Below are 13,573 nucleotides of genomic sequence, written 5' to 3'. Positions count from 1 at the left end.
GTCCATGCCGGTGATACGCGCGCCGCGCCGCGCTCCGTCGGTGCGGGGCGCATCGCGGGCTGCCGGGCGTCGCATCTCACGCGGCTGTGTCCGAACCGAACGGTTCACTCTCGTTCATGTGGGTGCCGCAGGGCCTGCAGGCAACGCTTGCGTCATCCGGGTTGAGCCCGGAGCCGGGCTTCATACCTCGAAGAGGCAGACGGCCGGGCAGGGGCCCGGACCGACCAGAACAGGAGTGAAATCATGAAACTGAACACCCTCATCCTTTCGGGCGTCCTTGTTGCCGCGGCCGGTGGCGCCGCCTTCGCCGACGGCGGCGAGGACAGCAACGACTGGGGCCCGGCCAAGCCCGAGATGTTCCGCGACCGCGAAACCTCGAGCCTCAGCACCAACCTGTCGACGATGAGCGCCCCGGCCGGCGAGACGCTGCGCGTGGTGGCGCCGGACGGCAGCGTGGTCGGCACGATCCAGGGCAGCACCTACGCCCCCGCGAACTGAGCGCCCCCCGTCCGAGGCGCGGAACCGCCACGGCCCGCCCCGGACAGGGCGGGCCGTTTTCCGTTCCGGGGTGCGGTGATCGTCGAGACGGCGCGCGGCCCCGCGCGCGCGCGCCGGCGAAAAACAGTGCCACGCCTGCAGATGGCGGCTTTCCTTTGCCGGACGCCGCGGCAACTCTGGGCCCGAGGGATACTGGAGGCGTTTTATGAAGATCCTGTTTGCCGCGGCCGCTCTTGGACTGAGCCTGCCCGGCGTCGCGAGTGCCGCGCTTGTCTACACCCTGCCCAGCATGACGCTGCCCTATGTCGGCTGGGGGCCGAGCGAGAACAGCGGAGACGACGGCCCGCCCAGGGCGCCGACCGACGTTCCGCGCAGCGTCACGCTGCCCGCCATCGTCTTCACGGTGAACGACGAGCTGCTCTGGCCCGCGGGGCAGAGCTTCAGCTGGAGCAACTCCGACCCGGACTCGCCCTTCTCGATGAGTGACATCGCCAGCCCCGATTACGGGCAGGGGATTCTTTTCAACCTCACCTTCGACGAGGATCTGGAGATCACCGACTACTGGCTTGGGGCCTACGACAGCCGTGTGTCGTTCCGGGTCGAGGACGGCCATGTCAGCTATGTCATGGGCTGGGACGGCGTGCGCGTGCGCTATCAGCAGGAGGGCACGCCGGTCTGGGCCTTCGACTACCCCTATGACACCGGTCCGGCCCCGGTGCCCCTGCCGGCGGCAGGGCTGCTGCTGGCCGGGGGCCTTGGCGCGCTTGTCCTGAAGCGCAGGCGGGCAGGCTGAGCGTGGACCGCGCGGCCGGGAAGCCGGCCGCGTGCGGGGCCTGCCGCGGCCGCCGTCGGCGGGCGGTTCGTCGCGTTTCGTGCCGGGGGAAAAGGTGAGAGGCTGGACAACGACCCAAGCGGGGCTCGTTACGGCTGCTTCCTTCCGGACCTGACCGGGTTGGCGAGGCGCTCGCCCGCGCCAACCTCTCGGGGGTGCATATAGGCCGCGCCGTGCCCCCATGCAACCCGCATGTGCGGATCGGACCCTTGCCCCGGCGCGGTGGGGGGCCAAGTCTCTGGGCAACCGAAATGTTCCGGAGAAAGCTCATGTCCACCCCAACCGTCGCCGTCCTTGTCGGCTCGCTGCGCAAGGCCTCGGTCAACCGCCGGCTGGCCGAGAATCTCGCCCGCATCGCCGGGGACCGCCTGACCTTCCGCTTCGTCGAGATCGGCGACCTGCCGCTGTACAACGACGAGCTCTGGGCCGATCCGCCGGCCGCGGTGCTGCGCTTCAAGGACGAGATCGCCAAGGCCGACGCGGTGCTGGCGGTGACGCCGGAATACAACCGTTCGTTCAGCGCACCGATCAAGAACGCGATCGACTGGGGCTCGAAGCCGATGGGGAAAAACGTCTTCACCGGCAAGCCTGCCGCGGCGATGGGCGCGACCCCCGGCGCGCTGGGGGCGCTGGCCGGGGTGCTGGCGCTCGACAGCCTGCTGGGCGTCGTCGGCTGCGCGGTGATGAGCCAGCCCGCGGTCTACTTCGTGCACAAGCCCGAACACCATGACGAGGCCGGCTGGCTGATCGAGGAGGGCACGGTCAAGTTCCTGTCCGGCTGGGTCGATGCCTTCGCCGGCTGGATCGCCAAGGTGAACTAGGGCTCAGCCCGGAAAGCAGGGGGGCGCGCCGCCCCAGGCGGCGATCTCTTCTGCCACAAGGGCCTGCAGGTGCCACAGCCCGCGGTCGCGGATGCCGTGGGCATCGAGCGCCTGCACCGTCTGGTGCAGGTATTCCGCGCCCGAACCGCCGTGGCCGCAGGCATGCGCAAGCCGCCAAGCCTGTTCCTCGGCCGGCAGGTCGACCACGATGTCGCCGCCGGGACCGGCCCAGAAGGTCAGCGCCTCGACCCGGCGGCCGTCCTCGAGCCGGACCTGCACGATGCGGGCCATGTCGCGATGCTCCTGCGCGATCAGCTCGCGCCGCAAGAGCAGGTCGAGCGCCACGCGCGGGCAGCCGGCCGCCTCGATCACCACGCCGGTGGTCGAGCCGCCCGGTTGCAGCGCCAGCATCAGGCCCGGGATCTCGGCCGAGCCGCGCCATTGTTCCAGATGCAGGCAGAAGCTGCGGTGCCAGCCGTGGGCGGTGCCACGGGTCTGGGCGCCGGTTTCGAAGCCCGGTTTCCAGATCAGCGAGCCATAGGCGAAGATGCGCAGCGGGCCGCCGTCCTGCGGCAGCAGGGCTTCGATCATCACCGCGTAATCCGCGTCGGTCAGCGGTTGCCAATGGGTGGGCAGGCCGGGATCGGCGACCTCGCGCAGGGTCAGCGCGACATGGTCCGCGGTCAGCGCCATCGGCGCGCGCCGGGGGGCGGCGCTGCGCGGGAAGGGACGGGGGAGGCGAGAGGGCGACAGGCAGTCGGGCATCGGGCGATTTGGCGGGCAGCTTTCGGGAGGACCTGCCGAAGGTACGCGCGATCTGCCGGGAATCAACCGGCGCCGAGGCCGGGATCGGTGCATGACCGCACAACCCGCCGCGCGTCGGGAAGCCCGGACAGGGCGAAGCCGGCCGCGGCGAGCAGGGTGCGGGCGTGGCGCCCCGTTTCGCGCGCGGGCTCGGGGTCTGGCATCCAGGGCAGGGCCATGAGATCGTCCAGCGGCAGGCCATGCGCCGCCCGCCCGGCAAGGCAGAGGCCCAGATACCAGTCATAGGCGGGCAGATCGGCGCTCAGCAGCGCCTGATAGGTCCAGGCCTCGGTCGGGCCATCGATCGTGTCCAGCGTCACGCGGGCGCGGCCATAGCCGTGGCCCAGCCCTTCGAAGGCGTCGAGCAGCGGCAGCTCCTCGTCCGGCAAATGGTAGAGGGCGCCGGGCGTCACGGATCCGGGCGCGGGGCGGATCGTGGCCTTGCCGGAACCGTCGGCGCCGGGTTTCGACAGGTCGAGCCGGTGATCGGCCAGCCAGGCGGGCCCGAGCGCCCGCGCGCCGGGGCAGCGCGCGGTCAGCCGCGCGGGCAGCAGATTCGAGCCATAGGCAAAGTAGAGCGTCATTCCGTGACGGTCAGCGACCAGCCGAAACGGGCGGTGGCGCCGGGGGCGAGGGTGGTGGTGAAGGGCCGATCGGCGATGGCGGGCCCGGCGCCCACGGGGGCGGCATGGCCGTGCCAGGGCTCGATGCAGAGGAAGGGCGCGCCCGGTTTCTGCCAGAGCGCGAGGTTCGGCAGGTTCTCGAACCGGAACGAGAGGCGCGGGGCGCCGGGGGCGGCGAAGCTGAGCGCCTCGCCCGCGCCGCTGGCGAAGAGCATCGCGTCGGCCGCGAAATCCGCGGCCTCGGGGCGGTAGAGGCCGGCGCGGAAGGGCGAGGGCAGGGGGGCGGGATCGAAGAGCCCGTCCTGCAGTCGGTGCAGCGGCGGTTCGGCGCCATTCGCCAGCCGGACCTCGTGCGGGCCGGTGGCGCCGGGCAGCGGCCAGAGGAAGGCGGGGTGGAAGCCTATGCCGAAGGGCATCGGCGCGCTGCCCGCGTTGGCGACCTCGGCGGTGACGGTCAGGGTCGCGCCCGCCAGCGCATGGGTGAGGTCGAGCCGGAAGTCGAAGGGATAGGCCGCGCGGGTCGCCTCGGTCGACGTCAAGCGGTGGGTGATGGCGGTGGCGCCGACGGTGAGCGGCGCCCAGTCCATGCGGCGGGCGAAGCCGTGCTGCCTCATCTCGGCAGTGACACCGCCGGCCTCGACGCGGTCGTCCGGCGCGCGACCGACGATCGGGAACAGGATCGGTGAACGGCCCGCCCACCATGCCGCGTCGCCGTTCCACAGCAGATCCTGCCCGCGGAAGCGCAGCGACTGAAGCTCGGCCCCGTGGTCGGCGACGGTGGCGGTGAGCGTATCGGTTTTCAGGGGGGTGCGCGTCATCTGCCTGCCTTGCCTTGCTGCGCGTGCAGCATTCCCGCGCGGGGCGGGAATGGCAAGGCTGGGCTGGGCTGGGCAGGGCTGGGCTGGGCTGGGCGAGCCTGCGGGCCCGGGGTCAGACGTCCAGCTCTTCCACGAAGCGGGCGTTCTGCTGGATGTACTGGAAGCGCAGCTCGGGCTTCTTGCCCATCAGCCGCTCGACCAGATCCGAGGTCTCGCCCGGCGCATCCTCGTCGATCGAGACCCGGATCAGCTTGCGGCTTTTCGGGTCCATCGTGGTTTCCTTCAGGTCCTTGGCGTCCATTTCGCCCAGACCCTTGAAGCGCTGCACGTCGATCTTGCCCTTGCCGCCAAGGCCCTTGGCCAGCAGCCGGTCCTTTTCGGCATCGTCCGCGACATAGACCCGGCGCGCGCCCTGCGTCAGCCGGTAGAGCGGCGGGCAGGCGAGGTAGAGGTGGCCCTTGTCGATCAGGGGCCGCATCTGGGTGTAGAAGAAGGTCATCAGGAGCGAGGCGATGTGGGCGCCGTCGACATCCGCATCGGTCATGATGATGATCTTGTCATAGCGCAGGTCGTCGACCTTGAACTTGGTGCCCATGCCGACGCCGAGCGCCTCGCAGATGTCGCGGATCTCGGTGTTGTCGTTCAGCTTCGACGAGGCCGCGCCGAGCACGTTCAGGATCTTGCCCTTCAGCGGCAGAAGCGCCTGCGTCTCGCGCGAGCGGGCGCCCTTGGCCGAACCGCCCGCCGAGTCGCCCTCGACGATGAACAGTTCCGTGCCCTCGCGGTTCTTCGCGGTGCAGTCGGTCAGCTTGCCGGGCAGGCGCAGCTTCTTGGTCGCGGATTTCCGCGCGGTTTCCTTCTCCTGCCGGCGGCGCATCCGTTCCTCGGCGCGCAGCACGAGGAAGTCGAGGATCGCGCCGGCGGTCTTGGTGTCGGCGGCCAGCCAGTTGTCGAAGTGGTCGCGCACCGCGCTTTCGGTCCAGCGGGTGGCTTCCTCGGTCGAGAGGCGGTCCTTGGTCTGGCCGACGAAGCTGGGCTCGCGGATGAAGATCGAGATCAGCGCGCAGCCGCCCGTCAGCATGTCCTCGCGGGCGATGTCCTTGGCCTTGCGGTTGCCCGCAAGCTCGCCATAGGCCTTGATGCCCTTCAGCATCGCGCCCCAGAAGCCGGCCTCGTGCGTGCCGCCTTCGGGCGTGGGCACGGTGTTGCAGTAGGAATGGATGAAGCCGTCGCGCATCGCCGACCAGTTGATCGCCCATTCGATCCGGCCCGGCACGCCGAACTTCTCTTCGAAGCTGACCTTCCCGGCGAAGGGCTTGTCGGCATAGGTCGAGGTGCCGGCCATCGTCTCGTTCAGGAAGTCGGCGAGGCCGTTCGGGAAGTGGAAGGTGGCTTCGGTCGGGGTCTCGCCGTCATCGACGGCGGATTTCCAGCGGATCTCTACGCCCGAGAACAGGTAGCCCTTGGACCGCACCATCTTGAACAGCCGCGCGGGCTTGAACTTCAGCTCGCCGAAGATCTGCGCGTCGGGATGGAAATAGACCGAGGTACCGCGGCGGTTCGGGGCGGGGCCGATCTTTTCCACCGGGCCCTGCGGCACGCCGCGCGAGAAGCTTTGGACGAAAAGCTCGCGGTTGCGCGCGACCTCGACCCGCATGATGTCCGAGAGCGCGTTCACCACCGACGAGCCGACGCCGTTCAGGCCGCCCGAGGTCGAATAGGCCTTGTTCGAGAACTTGCCGCCCGCGTGCAGGGTGCAGAGGATCACCTCGAGCGCGGATTTGCCGGGGAATTTCGGATGCGGATCGACCGGGATGCCGCGGCCGTTGTCCTTGACGGTGATGCCGTAATCGGCGTGCAGCTCGACCTCGATGCGGGTGGCGTGGCCGGCGACGGCCTCGTCCATCGCGTTGTCGAGGATCTCTGCCACCATGTGGTGGAGCGCTCGTTCGTCGGTGCCGCCGATATACATGCCCGGACGCTTGCGGACCGGCTCCAGCCCTTCGAGCACCTCGATCGAGGAGGCGTCATAGGTGGTCTCCGGCTGGCCGCTGAGCAGGTCTTCGGGCATCGGTCGGGCCTCGTGGCTGGGGAATCTCGGGGCCAGTCTTACACCACAGCGACCGGAGAATCGCAACGTTTCGTGGGTGCCCCTCGCGAAACCGCGAGGGGTGGGCCGGATCTGCCGGGAAATGCGGCGCCGGGGCCGGCTTATTCCGCCGCGCGCTTCGCCATCATCGCCGCGAAGGCCGGGCGGGCGTGGCAGCGGTCGTACCAGGCGGCGAGGGCGGGGAATTCGTCGATGATCGCGCGGTGGAACTCGGCGTAGCGCAGGCATTCCGCCATCGTCACGTCGGCCACGGTGAAGCGGTCGCCGACGAGATGGCCATGAGCGGCGAGATGGGCGTCGAGCACCTTGAGCGGGCGGCGCAGCTTTTCGCAGGCGCCGGCGATCACCGCCTTGCCCACCGGGCCGTCCTGGTCGCCGCCGCGGTAGGTGAAGGTGATCTCCAGCGCCGGCGGCTCGACCGAGGTCATCGCGTAGAGCGTCCACATCGTCATCTCGGCATCCTCGGCCAGCGTGGCGGGCGCCAGCGGACCGCCGTGCTTCTTGGCGAGGTAGAGGTTGATCGCGCCGGATTCGTGCAGCACCAGCCCGTCATCCTCGAGCGTCGGGATGAAGCCGGCGGGGGCGGTCCTGAGGAAGTCGGGCGTGCCGGTGTTCAGCGGCGCATCGGCAGCCAGCGGGTCGGCGAGCTTGTTCTTCTGGATCACCGGAATCACCTCGAGCGCGATCCCGAGTTCTTCCGCAAGCCAGTAGGTGCGCGCCGCGCGCGAGTTGTAGATGCCGTAGAGGCGGGTCATCGGGGGGCTCCTCGTGCCGTGAATCTCGTGCCGTGAATGGTGCAGTGCTAGCATTCGGTCCGCGGGCTGGGAATGGGGGGTGATCCGCGTGCACCGGGCGTACACCCCCTGTACATCCCCCCCGGTCCACCGTTTTCGCGCGGTGGGGGAACGGGGTGTTCACTCTGGCAGGCGGGGAGGGGGCGCTGCCCCCGCGGCCCTGAGGGCCGCCCCCCGGGATATTTGAGCCAATGCGAAAGCCGTGCGGGAAAAGCAAAAGGCCGGTCGCTGGGACCGGCCTTTCGGGTTGGTGCGGTGCAGGTGGATCAGGCGGCCAGCGCGGCGATCTGGGCCTTGGCCTTCTCGATCGCGGCTTCCTCGCCCATCGCGACGCCCTCGGCGGCGACGAAGGTCACGTCGGTGATGCCGATGAAGCCCAGTACCTGGGTCAGGTAGCTGGAGGCGAGGTCATAGCCCGACTTGTGCGGCACGCCGCCCGAGGCATAGGCCACATAGACCTTCTTGCCCTGCAGCAGGCCCTGCGGGCCGGCCTCGGTGTATTTGAAGGTCTCGCCGACGCGGCAGATCATGTCGATCCAGGCCTTCAGCGGGCCGGTGATGCCGAAGTTGTAGAGCGGCATGCCGATGACGATGACCTCGGCGGCGCGCAGTTCGGCGATCAGCGTCTCGGACAGCGCGAGCAGGTCCTTCTGCTCGGCCGAGCGGCTGTCGGCGGGCGTGTAGGCCGCGCCGATCCAGGCGCCGTCGATCAGGGGCAGGCCGACGGTGTCACGCGCGGTCACTTCGGCGTCGTCGATGCGGGCGACGAGCAGGTCGGTCAGCTTGCGGGTGACCGAGGCCGGGCCCTTGATCGAGCTGTCGATGCGGAGAACTTTGATCATTTTCTTGGGTCCCTTTCGGAGGAGGTCGGGCGCGGCGCTGCGCCGCGGCAAATCACCCCACCAAGATCGCCGTTGCATTCCGTCACACAAGCTCGATACTCGCACCGTCTATGTTGAGAGGCGCACAGACAATGTCCTTCCAGAACTGGGATGAGATCCGGACCGCCTATCAGGTGGCCCGCATCGGAACCGTCAGCGGCGCGGCCGAGGTGCTGGGCGTGCACCATGCGACGGTGATCCGGCATATCGACGCGCTCGAGGCGCGGCTGGGGGCGAAGCTGTTCCAGCGCCATGCCCGCGGCTACACCGCGACCGAGGCCGGGCAGGAATTGCTGAAGGTGGCGCAGGCGACCGAGGACCAGTTCGGCCAGCTGGCGGCGCGGATCAACGGCGCCGGGTCCGAGATGGCGGGCGAGCTGGTCATCACCTCGATCCCCGGCCTGTCGAAGGTGATCACCCCGGTGATCGCCGGCCTGATGGCCGAGCATCCCGAACTGATCGTGCGCTATGTCACCGACCTGCGCGTGTTCCGGCTGGAATACGGCGAGGCGCATGTGGCGATCCGCGCGGGCTCTGCCCCGACCGAGCCCGACAACGTCGTGCAGCGTCTGCATGAGCATCAGGTCGCGCTCTATGCCACGCCCGAGTATCTGGCGCGGATGGGCACGCCGAAGGCCGATGCCGATCTGGCCAACCATTTCTTCGTCGGCCACGAGAACCCGACCTCGCGCGCGCCCTTCTACCGCTGGCTGTCGGGCGTGGTCGCCCGCAACCAGGTGATCTACCGCTGCAACGACAGCGAGGCGGTCGAGGATGCGGTGCAGGCGGGGCTGGGCCTTGGCTTCCTGCCGGTCGCCACGGGCCGCGCGCACCGCGGCTTCGTCGAGGTGATGCCCCCGCGCGAGGACTGGGTCTCGCCGCTGTGGCTGGTCACCCATGTCGACCTGCACCGCACCACCAAGGTCCAGGCCTTCCTGACCGCGATCAAGGCCGCGGCGAAGGGCTGGCCCGCGATCTGCTCGGCCCCCGAACACGCCCACTGAGGGCGGGCGCGTCAGTCCCCGGCGGGGCTGGCGTCGTCCGACAGGGCTTCGGAAAGCTCGGTTTCGAGGAAACGCTCGAAGGCGTCGAAGTCGAGCCGGTCGAACTGGCCGAAGCCCTGCATCCAGACCGAGGCGTCGCGCAGGGACTCGGGTTCGAGCTTGCACCATTTGACCCGGCCGCGCTTTTCCTGGCTGATCAGCCCGGCCTCGGCGAGGATCGCGAGATGTTTCGAGATCCCGGCGAGCGACATCGCGAAGGGCTCGGCCACGTCGGTCACCGCCATGTCGTCTTCCAGGAGCATCGACAGGATCGCGCGCCGCGTGGGATCGGCCAGCGCCGCGAAGACCATGTCGAGCCGCACCGGCCCCGGACCGGGACTGGGACCGGGCGGCGGCGGGATCTGGGCGTCGTCTTCGGGTTCGGGGGCGCTGTCCATGGCCGCCATCTAGGGCGGAGCCGCGAAAACAATCAACCGCACGGTTGAATATGGGTTTTCGCCGCATTGCGGCCCCGGGCGCGGTGTTCACGGGCTGCGTGACTCCTGCAACCACGGTAAATACATTTACTTTCAGCGCGTTACGGAGAGTTTAAGGTTGCGCTAACCTGCTTGACTCACTGGCCGGTGAACCCTAGGAAGTCCCGGACCGTCAAACGGGGCGAAAATTGGCCGAAGATCCTGATCACGAGCGGCTCAGGAGACTGGAGGACAGGCTCCGCGAGACGAAACTCGGACGCGAGAAGACCTCGCGCACCGAAGAGCATTTCAGCCAGGCGAACATGGCCTGGCGGATGGTGATCGAGCTGGTGTCCGGATTGGGGATCGGCTTCGGCATCGGATACGGGCTGGACACGGTCTTCGGGACCATGCCGTTCCTTCTGGTGCTGTTCGTATTCCTGGGCCTCGCGGCCGGCGTGAAGACCATGCTTCGCACCGCCGCCGAGATGCAGGACAAACGTCAGGCGGAGCAGGATGCTGCCCGCGATGAGGGGATGTAGGACGTGGAGCACGAAGCAGAAGCCGGCACCGGCCTTGCCTTCCACCCGATGGACCAGTTCCTGGTCAAGCCGCTGTTCGGCGGGACCGAGATCCACTGGTATACGCCGACCAACGTGACGCTGTGGATGGGCCTGACGGTCCTCGCGATCGTGCTGGTTCTGGTGGTGGGCTCGCGCGGCCGGGCGATCGTGCCGTCGCGCGGCCAGTCGGTGGCCGAGCTGACCTTCGGCATGGTCCACAAGATGCTGGAAGACATCTGCGGCAAGGACGGGCTGAAGTACTTCCCCTATATCCTGACCCTGTTCTGCTTCATCGTCTTCGCGAACTTCCTGGGCCTTCTGCCGAAGAGCTTCTCGACCACCTCGCATATCGCGGTCACCGCGGTGCTGGCGGTTCTGGTCTTCCTCGGCGTGACGATCCTCGGCTTCGTGAAGAACGGCGCGCATTTCCTCGGCCTGTTCTGGGTCAGCTCGGCGCCGCTCGCGCTGCGCCCGGTGCTGGCGGTGATCGAGATCATCTCGTACTTCGTGCGCCCCGTCAGCCACTCGATCCGTCTTGCCGGCAACGTCATGGCGGGCCACGCGGTCATCAAGGTCTTCGCGGGCTTCGCCGCGGTCGCCGCGATCATGCCGGTTTCGGTCCTCGCGATCACCGCGATGTACGGGCTCGAGGTGCTGGTCGCGCTGATCCAGGCCTACGTCTTCACCATCCTCACCTGCGTCTACCTCAAGGACGCACTGCACCCGGGCCACTGAGGCCCGGACCGCAGCCAGAGACAACCCATTCAAACCTTTCAATCCAGGAGAATACCCATGGAAGGCATCGCTCAACTCGGTCAGTACCTCGGCGCGGGCCTCGCCTGCATCGGCATGGCCGGCGCTGCAATGGGCGTGGGCAACGTCGCGGGCAACTACCTTGCCGGCGCGCTGCGCAACCCCTCGGCGGCCGCCTCGCAGACCGCCACGCTGTTCATCGGCATGGCCTTCGCCGAAGCGCTGGGGATCTTCTCGTTCCTCGTCGCGCTGCTGCTGCTGTTCGCAGTCTGATCGCTTCCTGAACGGATGGCCGGGCGGGTGTCCTTGCGGCGCCTGCCCGACGGTTTGATGGCCCCGCGTTACGCCGGGCCGGGGGAAACGAGATGGCAACGACGACAGAGGGAGCTGCGGGTCACGCGATCGCCCTGCTGCCCGGCACCAATGAGCACGGCTCTGCCGTGGGCATGCCGCAGCTGGTGTTCGAGACCTTCCCGAACCAGATCTTCTGGCTTCTGGTCACGCTGGTCGTGATCTACCTCGTGCTGTCGCGCGTGGCGATCCCGCGGATCGGCAGCGTTCTGGCCGAGCGTGCGGGCGTGATCACCAACGATCTCGCCACCGCGGAAGAACTGAAGCTGAAGGCCCGCGCGGCCGAGGCCGCCTATACCAAGGCGCTCGCGGATGCGAAGGCCGAAGCGGCGAAGATCATCGCCGCCACCAAGGCCGAGATCCAGGCGGATCTCGACAAGGCGCTGGCCAAGGCCGATGCCGAGATCGCCGCGAAGACCGCTTCGTCCGAAGCGCGCATCGGCGAGATCAAGGCCGGGGCCGAGGCCGCGGTGAACGAGGTGGCCCGCGATGTCGCGGCCGAGATCGTGGCGGCCTTCGGCGCCGGTGCGGACGCGGCGGCGGTGGATGCGGCGGTTGCCGCCCGCGTGAAGGGGTAAGCGATGCGCAAACTTGCACTCCTGCTCGCCCTGACCGCGAGCCCGGCGATGGCGGCCTCGGGCCCGTTCTTCTCGCTGCACAACACCGACTTCATCGTCACGATCGCCTTCCTGGTCTTCGTGGGCATCCTGCTGTACTTCAAGGTGCCTTCGATGATCGGCAAGCTGCTCGACAAGCGGGCAGAGACGATCAAGGCCGAACTCGACGAGGCGCGCGCGCTTCGCGAGGAAGCCCAGACGGTGCTGGCCTCCTACGAGCGCAAGCAGAAAGAGATGCTCGCCCAGTCCGAGCTGATCGTCGCGAGCGCAAAGAAGGAAGCCCAGGCGGCCGCCGAGAAGGCGAAGGAAGACCTCCGGCAGTCGATCGAGCGCCGTCTCGCCGCCGCCGAAGGCCAGATCGCCTCGGCCGAGAAGGCCGCCGTGGCCGAAGTCAAGAACCGCGCCGTCGCGGTGGCTGTCGCCGCCGCCTCGGAAGTGATCGCGGCGAAACTCGGCGGGGCCGACAAGGCCGCGCTGATCGACCGCTCGATCGGCGAGGTCGAGGTCAAGCTGCACTGACACCGGCAGCGCCGCCCGCTCAAAGAGGTGGCGCCCGGCGACAGGATTGGGACAGTGACGAGAGGCTCCGCATCGCGGGGCCTCTTTCCCGTTTGGGCTTCGGCTTGGCAAAAATACTTCCGGGGGAGCCCGGAACGGGCGGGGGCGGAGCCCCCTGTCTAGCGTTTTCGCATTGGCCCAAATATCCCGGGGGGGCTGCGCGCAGCGCAGCGGGGGCAGCGCCCCCTCCGACCCCTTGGGTTGAAGTCTCCCCGCCTCAGTCCCGCGCCGCCTCAGTCCCGCTCGGCCTCGTGGGCAAGCCGCAGCCGGGCCACTTCCTCATGCGCCTCGGCGCGCCTGTGCGCCTCGAGCGCGGCGCGGACGTAGTCGAGATGCGCCTCGACCGCCGCCCGGGCGCGGGCCGGATCGCGCGCCTGCACGCCCGCGTTGATCGCGCGGTGCTGGTCCAGCAGCGCCGAGCGCGCCTGTTTCTGGCGGAAGATGATCTGGCGGTTGTAGAAGACGCCTGTGGTCAGCAGGTCATACATCGAGCGCATCATGTGCAGCATGACCACGTTATGGCCGGCCTCGATGATCGCCATGTGGAATTCCGCGTCGATGCGCGCCTCGTCCTCGGCGGGGCGGCGGCCGGGGGCCTCCATCCGGGCGAAGATCGCGGCGATGACGCTGAGGTCGGTGTCCGAGCCATGCTCGGCCGCGCGGGCGGCGGCGAGCCCCTCCATGTCGCGGCGGAAGTCGAGATAGTCGAAGAGTGCCGCGTCATGGCGCGCGAACAGCCGCACCAGCGCCGGCGAGAAGGCCGAGCCCAGCACGTCGGCCACATAGGCGCCGGCCCCGGGGCGGGTCTCGACCAGCCCGTCCTCCTGCAGCGCCGAGAGCGCCTCGCGCAGAGAGGGGCGCGACACGCCCAGACGGTCGGCCAGATCGCGTTCCGGGGGCAGCCGCTCGCCCGGGCGCAGGATCCCCTCGAGGATCAGCCGCTCGATCTGGCGCTGCACGGCGGTGGCGAGTTTCTCGGGATCGACCTTCTGGAAGGGCATGGTTCGGACCGGCAATGGATTGGTCCGGTATTATTACCGGCTGCGGCGCGGCGCAAGAAAAAGGCCGGGCGCGGGGCGCCCGGCCTGTCG

17 protein-coding genes and 1 other RNA gene are annotated in these 13,573 nt (G+C 68.9%); 9 read left to right on the top strand and 9 right to left on the bottom strand.

The genetic code is table 11. The annotated features are described in order from the left end of the window. Positions 1-243: 243 nt before the first annotated feature. Positions 244-498, top strand: a complete 255-nt coding sequence (locus tag V8J36_RS02180; RefSeq protein ID WP_336465607.1) for a hypothetical protein — start codon at positions 244-246, stop codon at positions 496-498. A gap of 205 nt (positions 499-703) precedes the next feature. Then, the gene (locus V8J36_RS02175; RefSeq protein ID WP_336465606.1) at positions 704-1,291 is read left to right on the top strand and encodes a VPLPA-CTERM sorting domain-containing protein; all 588 of its coding nucleotides are present in this window, start codon (positions 704-706) and stop codon (positions 1,289-1,291) included. 93 nt (positions 1,292-1,384) lie between these two features. Here the strand turns inward: V8J36_RS02175 and ffs are convergent. After that, positions 1,385-1,481: signal recognition particle sRNA small type (gene ffs / locus V8J36_RS02170), an RNA gene on the bottom strand. Positions 1,482-1,599: 118 nt separating this feature from the next. Between ffs and V8J36_RS02165 the strand changes: the two genes are divergently transcribed. Then, positions 1,600-2,151, top strand: coding sequence for an NADPH-dependent FMN reductase (locus V8J36_RS02165; RefSeq protein ID WP_336465605.1), 552 nt, complete (start codon positions 1,600-1,602; stop codon positions 2,149-2,151). Between the two features lie 3 nt (positions 2,152-2,154). Here the strand turns inward: V8J36_RS02165 and V8J36_RS02160 are convergent, their stop codons facing one another. The 6 genes from V8J36_RS02160 to V8J36_RS02135 form a co-directional block, all read right to left on the bottom strand. After that, complete coding sequence (locus V8J36_RS02160; RefSeq protein ID WP_336465604.1) at positions 2,155-2,844, bottom strand: gamma-glutamylcyclotransferase; 690 nt, start codon at positions 2,842-2,844, stop codon at positions 2,155-2,157. A gap of 134 nt (positions 2,845-2,978) precedes the next feature. Then, positions 2,979-3,539 carry a gamma-glutamylcyclotransferase family protein gene (locus V8J36_RS02155; protein WP_336465603.1) on the bottom strand — a complete coding sequence of 187 codons (561 nt, stop codon included), beginning with the start codon at positions 3,537-3,539 and terminating at the stop codon, positions 2,979-2,981. Next, a complete protein-coding gene (locus V8J36_RS02150) occupies positions 3,536-4,396 on the bottom strand; it encodes an aldose 1-epimerase family protein (RefSeq protein ID WP_336465602.1) in 861 nt (286 codons plus the stop codon). Before V8J36_RS02150 ends, V8J36_RS02155 begins: the two co-directional genes overlap by 4 nt. Positions 4,397-4,508: 112 nt before the next feature. Next, the gene (gene parE / locus V8J36_RS02145; RefSeq protein ID WP_336465601.1) at positions 4,509-6,467 is read right to left on the bottom strand and encodes a DNA topoisomerase IV subunit B; all 1,959 of its coding nucleotides are present in this window, start codon (positions 6,465-6,467) and stop codon (positions 4,509-4,511) included. 140 nt (positions 6,468-6,607) lie between these two features. Further along, a complete protein-coding gene (locus V8J36_RS02140) occupies positions 6,608-7,261 on the bottom strand; it encodes a glutathione S-transferase family protein (protein ID WP_336465600.1) in 654 nt (217 codons plus the stop codon). 305 nt (positions 7,262-7,566) lie between these two features. After that, positions 7,567-8,142, bottom strand: coding sequence for an FMN-dependent NADH-azoreductase (locus V8J36_RS02135; protein ID WP_336465599.1), 576 nt, complete (start codon positions 8,140-8,142; stop codon positions 7,567-7,569). Positions 8,143-8,273: 131 nt separating this feature from the next. Between V8J36_RS02135 and V8J36_RS02130 the strand changes: the two genes are divergently transcribed. Next, a complete protein-coding gene (locus tag V8J36_RS02130) occupies positions 8,274-9,185 on the top strand; it encodes a LysR family transcriptional regulator (protein WP_336465598.1) in 912 nt (303 codons plus the stop codon). An 11-nt stretch (positions 9,186-9,196) separates the two neighbouring features. Here V8J36_RS02130 and V8J36_RS02125 read toward each other — a convergent pair whose 3' ends face one another. Next, entirely contained in the window at positions 9,197-9,535 is a 339-nt protein-coding gene (locus V8J36_RS02125) for an ArsR/SmtB family transcription factor (protein ID WP_336466170.1), read from the bottom strand. Positions 9,536-9,849: 314 nt separating this feature from the next. Between V8J36_RS02125 and V8J36_RS02120 the strand changes: the two genes are divergently transcribed. The 5 genes from V8J36_RS02120 (at position 9,850) to V8J36_RS02100 (ending at position 12,443) form a co-directional block, all read left to right on the top strand. Continuing rightward, positions 9,850-10,182, top strand: a complete 333-nt coding sequence (locus V8J36_RS02120) for an AtpZ/AtpI family protein (RefSeq protein ID WP_336465597.1) — start codon at positions 9,850-9,852, stop codon at positions 10,180-10,182. Between the two features lie 3 nt (positions 10,183-10,185). Further along, complete coding sequence (locus V8J36_RS02115; RefSeq protein ID WP_336465596.1) at positions 10,186-10,938, top strand: F0F1 ATP synthase subunit A; 753 nt, start codon at positions 10,186-10,188, stop codon at positions 10,936-10,938. 57 nt (positions 10,939-10,995) lie between these two features. Further along, positions 10,996-11,229, top strand: coding sequence for a F0F1 ATP synthase subunit C (locus tag V8J36_RS02110; protein ID WP_066809443.1), 234 nt, complete (start codon positions 10,996-10,998; stop codon positions 11,227-11,229). A 92-nt stretch (positions 11,230-11,321) separates the two neighbouring features. Then, positions 11,322-11,885 (top strand): F0F1 ATP synthase subunit B', encoded by a 564-nt coding sequence (locus tag V8J36_RS02105; protein WP_336465595.1) that lies wholly within the window; start codon positions 11,322-11,324, stop codon positions 11,883-11,885. 3 nt (positions 11,886-11,888) lie between these two features. Then, positions 11,889-12,443 carry a F0F1 ATP synthase subunit B gene (locus V8J36_RS02100; protein ID WP_336465594.1) on the top strand — a complete coding sequence of 185 codons (555 nt, stop codon included), beginning with the start codon at positions 11,889-11,891 and terminating at the stop codon, positions 12,441-12,443. Positions 12,444-12,715: 272 nt separating this feature from the next. Here V8J36_RS02100 and V8J36_RS02095 read toward each other — a convergent pair whose 3' ends face one another. Further along, positions 12,716-13,483: a FadR/GntR family transcriptional regulator gene (locus V8J36_RS02095; RefSeq protein WP_336465593.1), complete on the bottom strand. Its 768-nt coding sequence runs from the start codon at positions 13,481-13,483 to the stop codon at positions 12,716-12,718. Positions 13,484-13,573: the final 90 nt, after the last annotated feature.

Origin of the sequence: Frigidibacter sp. MR17.14 (assembly GCF_037095735.1) — a bacterium.
GTDB lineage: Bacteria > Pseudomonadota > Alphaproteobacteria > Rhodobacterales > Rhodobacteraceae > Frigidibacter.
This window is presented reverse-complemented; position numbering and strand designations above follow the sequence as displayed.

Coding starts and splice junctions, on each gene's coding strand:
- V8J36_RS02180 (WP_336465607.1), top strand. CDS start 244: ATGAAACTGAACACCCTCATCCTTTCGGGCGTCCTTGTTGCCGCGGCC.
- V8J36_RS02175 (WP_336465606.1), top strand. CDS start 704: ATGAAGATCCTGTTTGCCGCGGCCGCTCTTGGACTGAGCCTGCCCGGC.
- V8J36_RS02165 (WP_336465605.1), top strand. CDS start 1,600: ATGTCCACCCCAACCGTCGCCGTCCTTGTCGGCTCGCTGCGCAAGGCC.
- V8J36_RS02160 (WP_336465604.1), bottom strand. CDS start 2,844: ATGGCGCTGACCGCGGACCATGTCGCGCTGACCCTGCGCGAGGTCGCC.
- V8J36_RS02155 (WP_336465603.1), bottom strand. CDS start 3,539: ATGACGCTCTACTTTGCCTATGGCTCGAATCTGCTGCCCGCGCGGCTG.
- V8J36_RS02150 (WP_336465602.1), bottom strand. CDS start 4,396: ATGACGCGCACCCCCCTGAAAACCGATACGCTCACCGCCACCGTCGCC.
- parE (WP_336465601.1), bottom strand. CDS start 6,467: ATGCCCGAAGACCTGCTCAGCGGCCAGCCGGAGACCACCTATGACGCC.
- V8J36_RS02140 (WP_336465600.1), bottom strand. CDS start 7,261: ATGACCCGCCTCTACGGCATCTACAACTCGCGCGCGGCGCGCACCTAC.
- V8J36_RS02135 (WP_336465599.1), bottom strand. CDS start 8,142: ATGATCAAAGTTCTCCGCATCGACAGCTCGATCAAGGGCCCGGCCTCG.
- V8J36_RS02130 (WP_336465598.1), top strand. CDS start 8,274: ATGTCCTTCCAGAACTGGGATGAGATCCGGACCGCCTATCAGGTGGCC.
- V8J36_RS02125 (WP_336466170.1), bottom strand. CDS start 9,535: ATGGTCTTCGCGGCGCTGGCCGATCCCACGCGGCGCGCGATCCTGTCG.
- V8J36_RS02110 (WP_066809443.1), top strand. CDS start 10,996: ATGGAAGGCATCGCTCAACTCGGTCAGTACCTCGGCGCGGGCCTCGCC.
- V8J36_RS02105 (WP_336465595.1), top strand. CDS start 11,322: ATGGCAACGACGACAGAGGGAGCTGCGGGTCACGCGATCGCCCTGCTG.
- V8J36_RS02100 (WP_336465594.1), top strand. CDS start 11,889: ATGCGCAAACTTGCACTCCTGCTCGCCCTGACCGCGAGCCCGGCGATG.
- V8J36_RS02095 (WP_336465593.1), bottom strand. CDS start 13,483: ATGCCCTTCCAGAAGGTCGATCCCGAGAAACTCGCCACCGCCGTGCAG.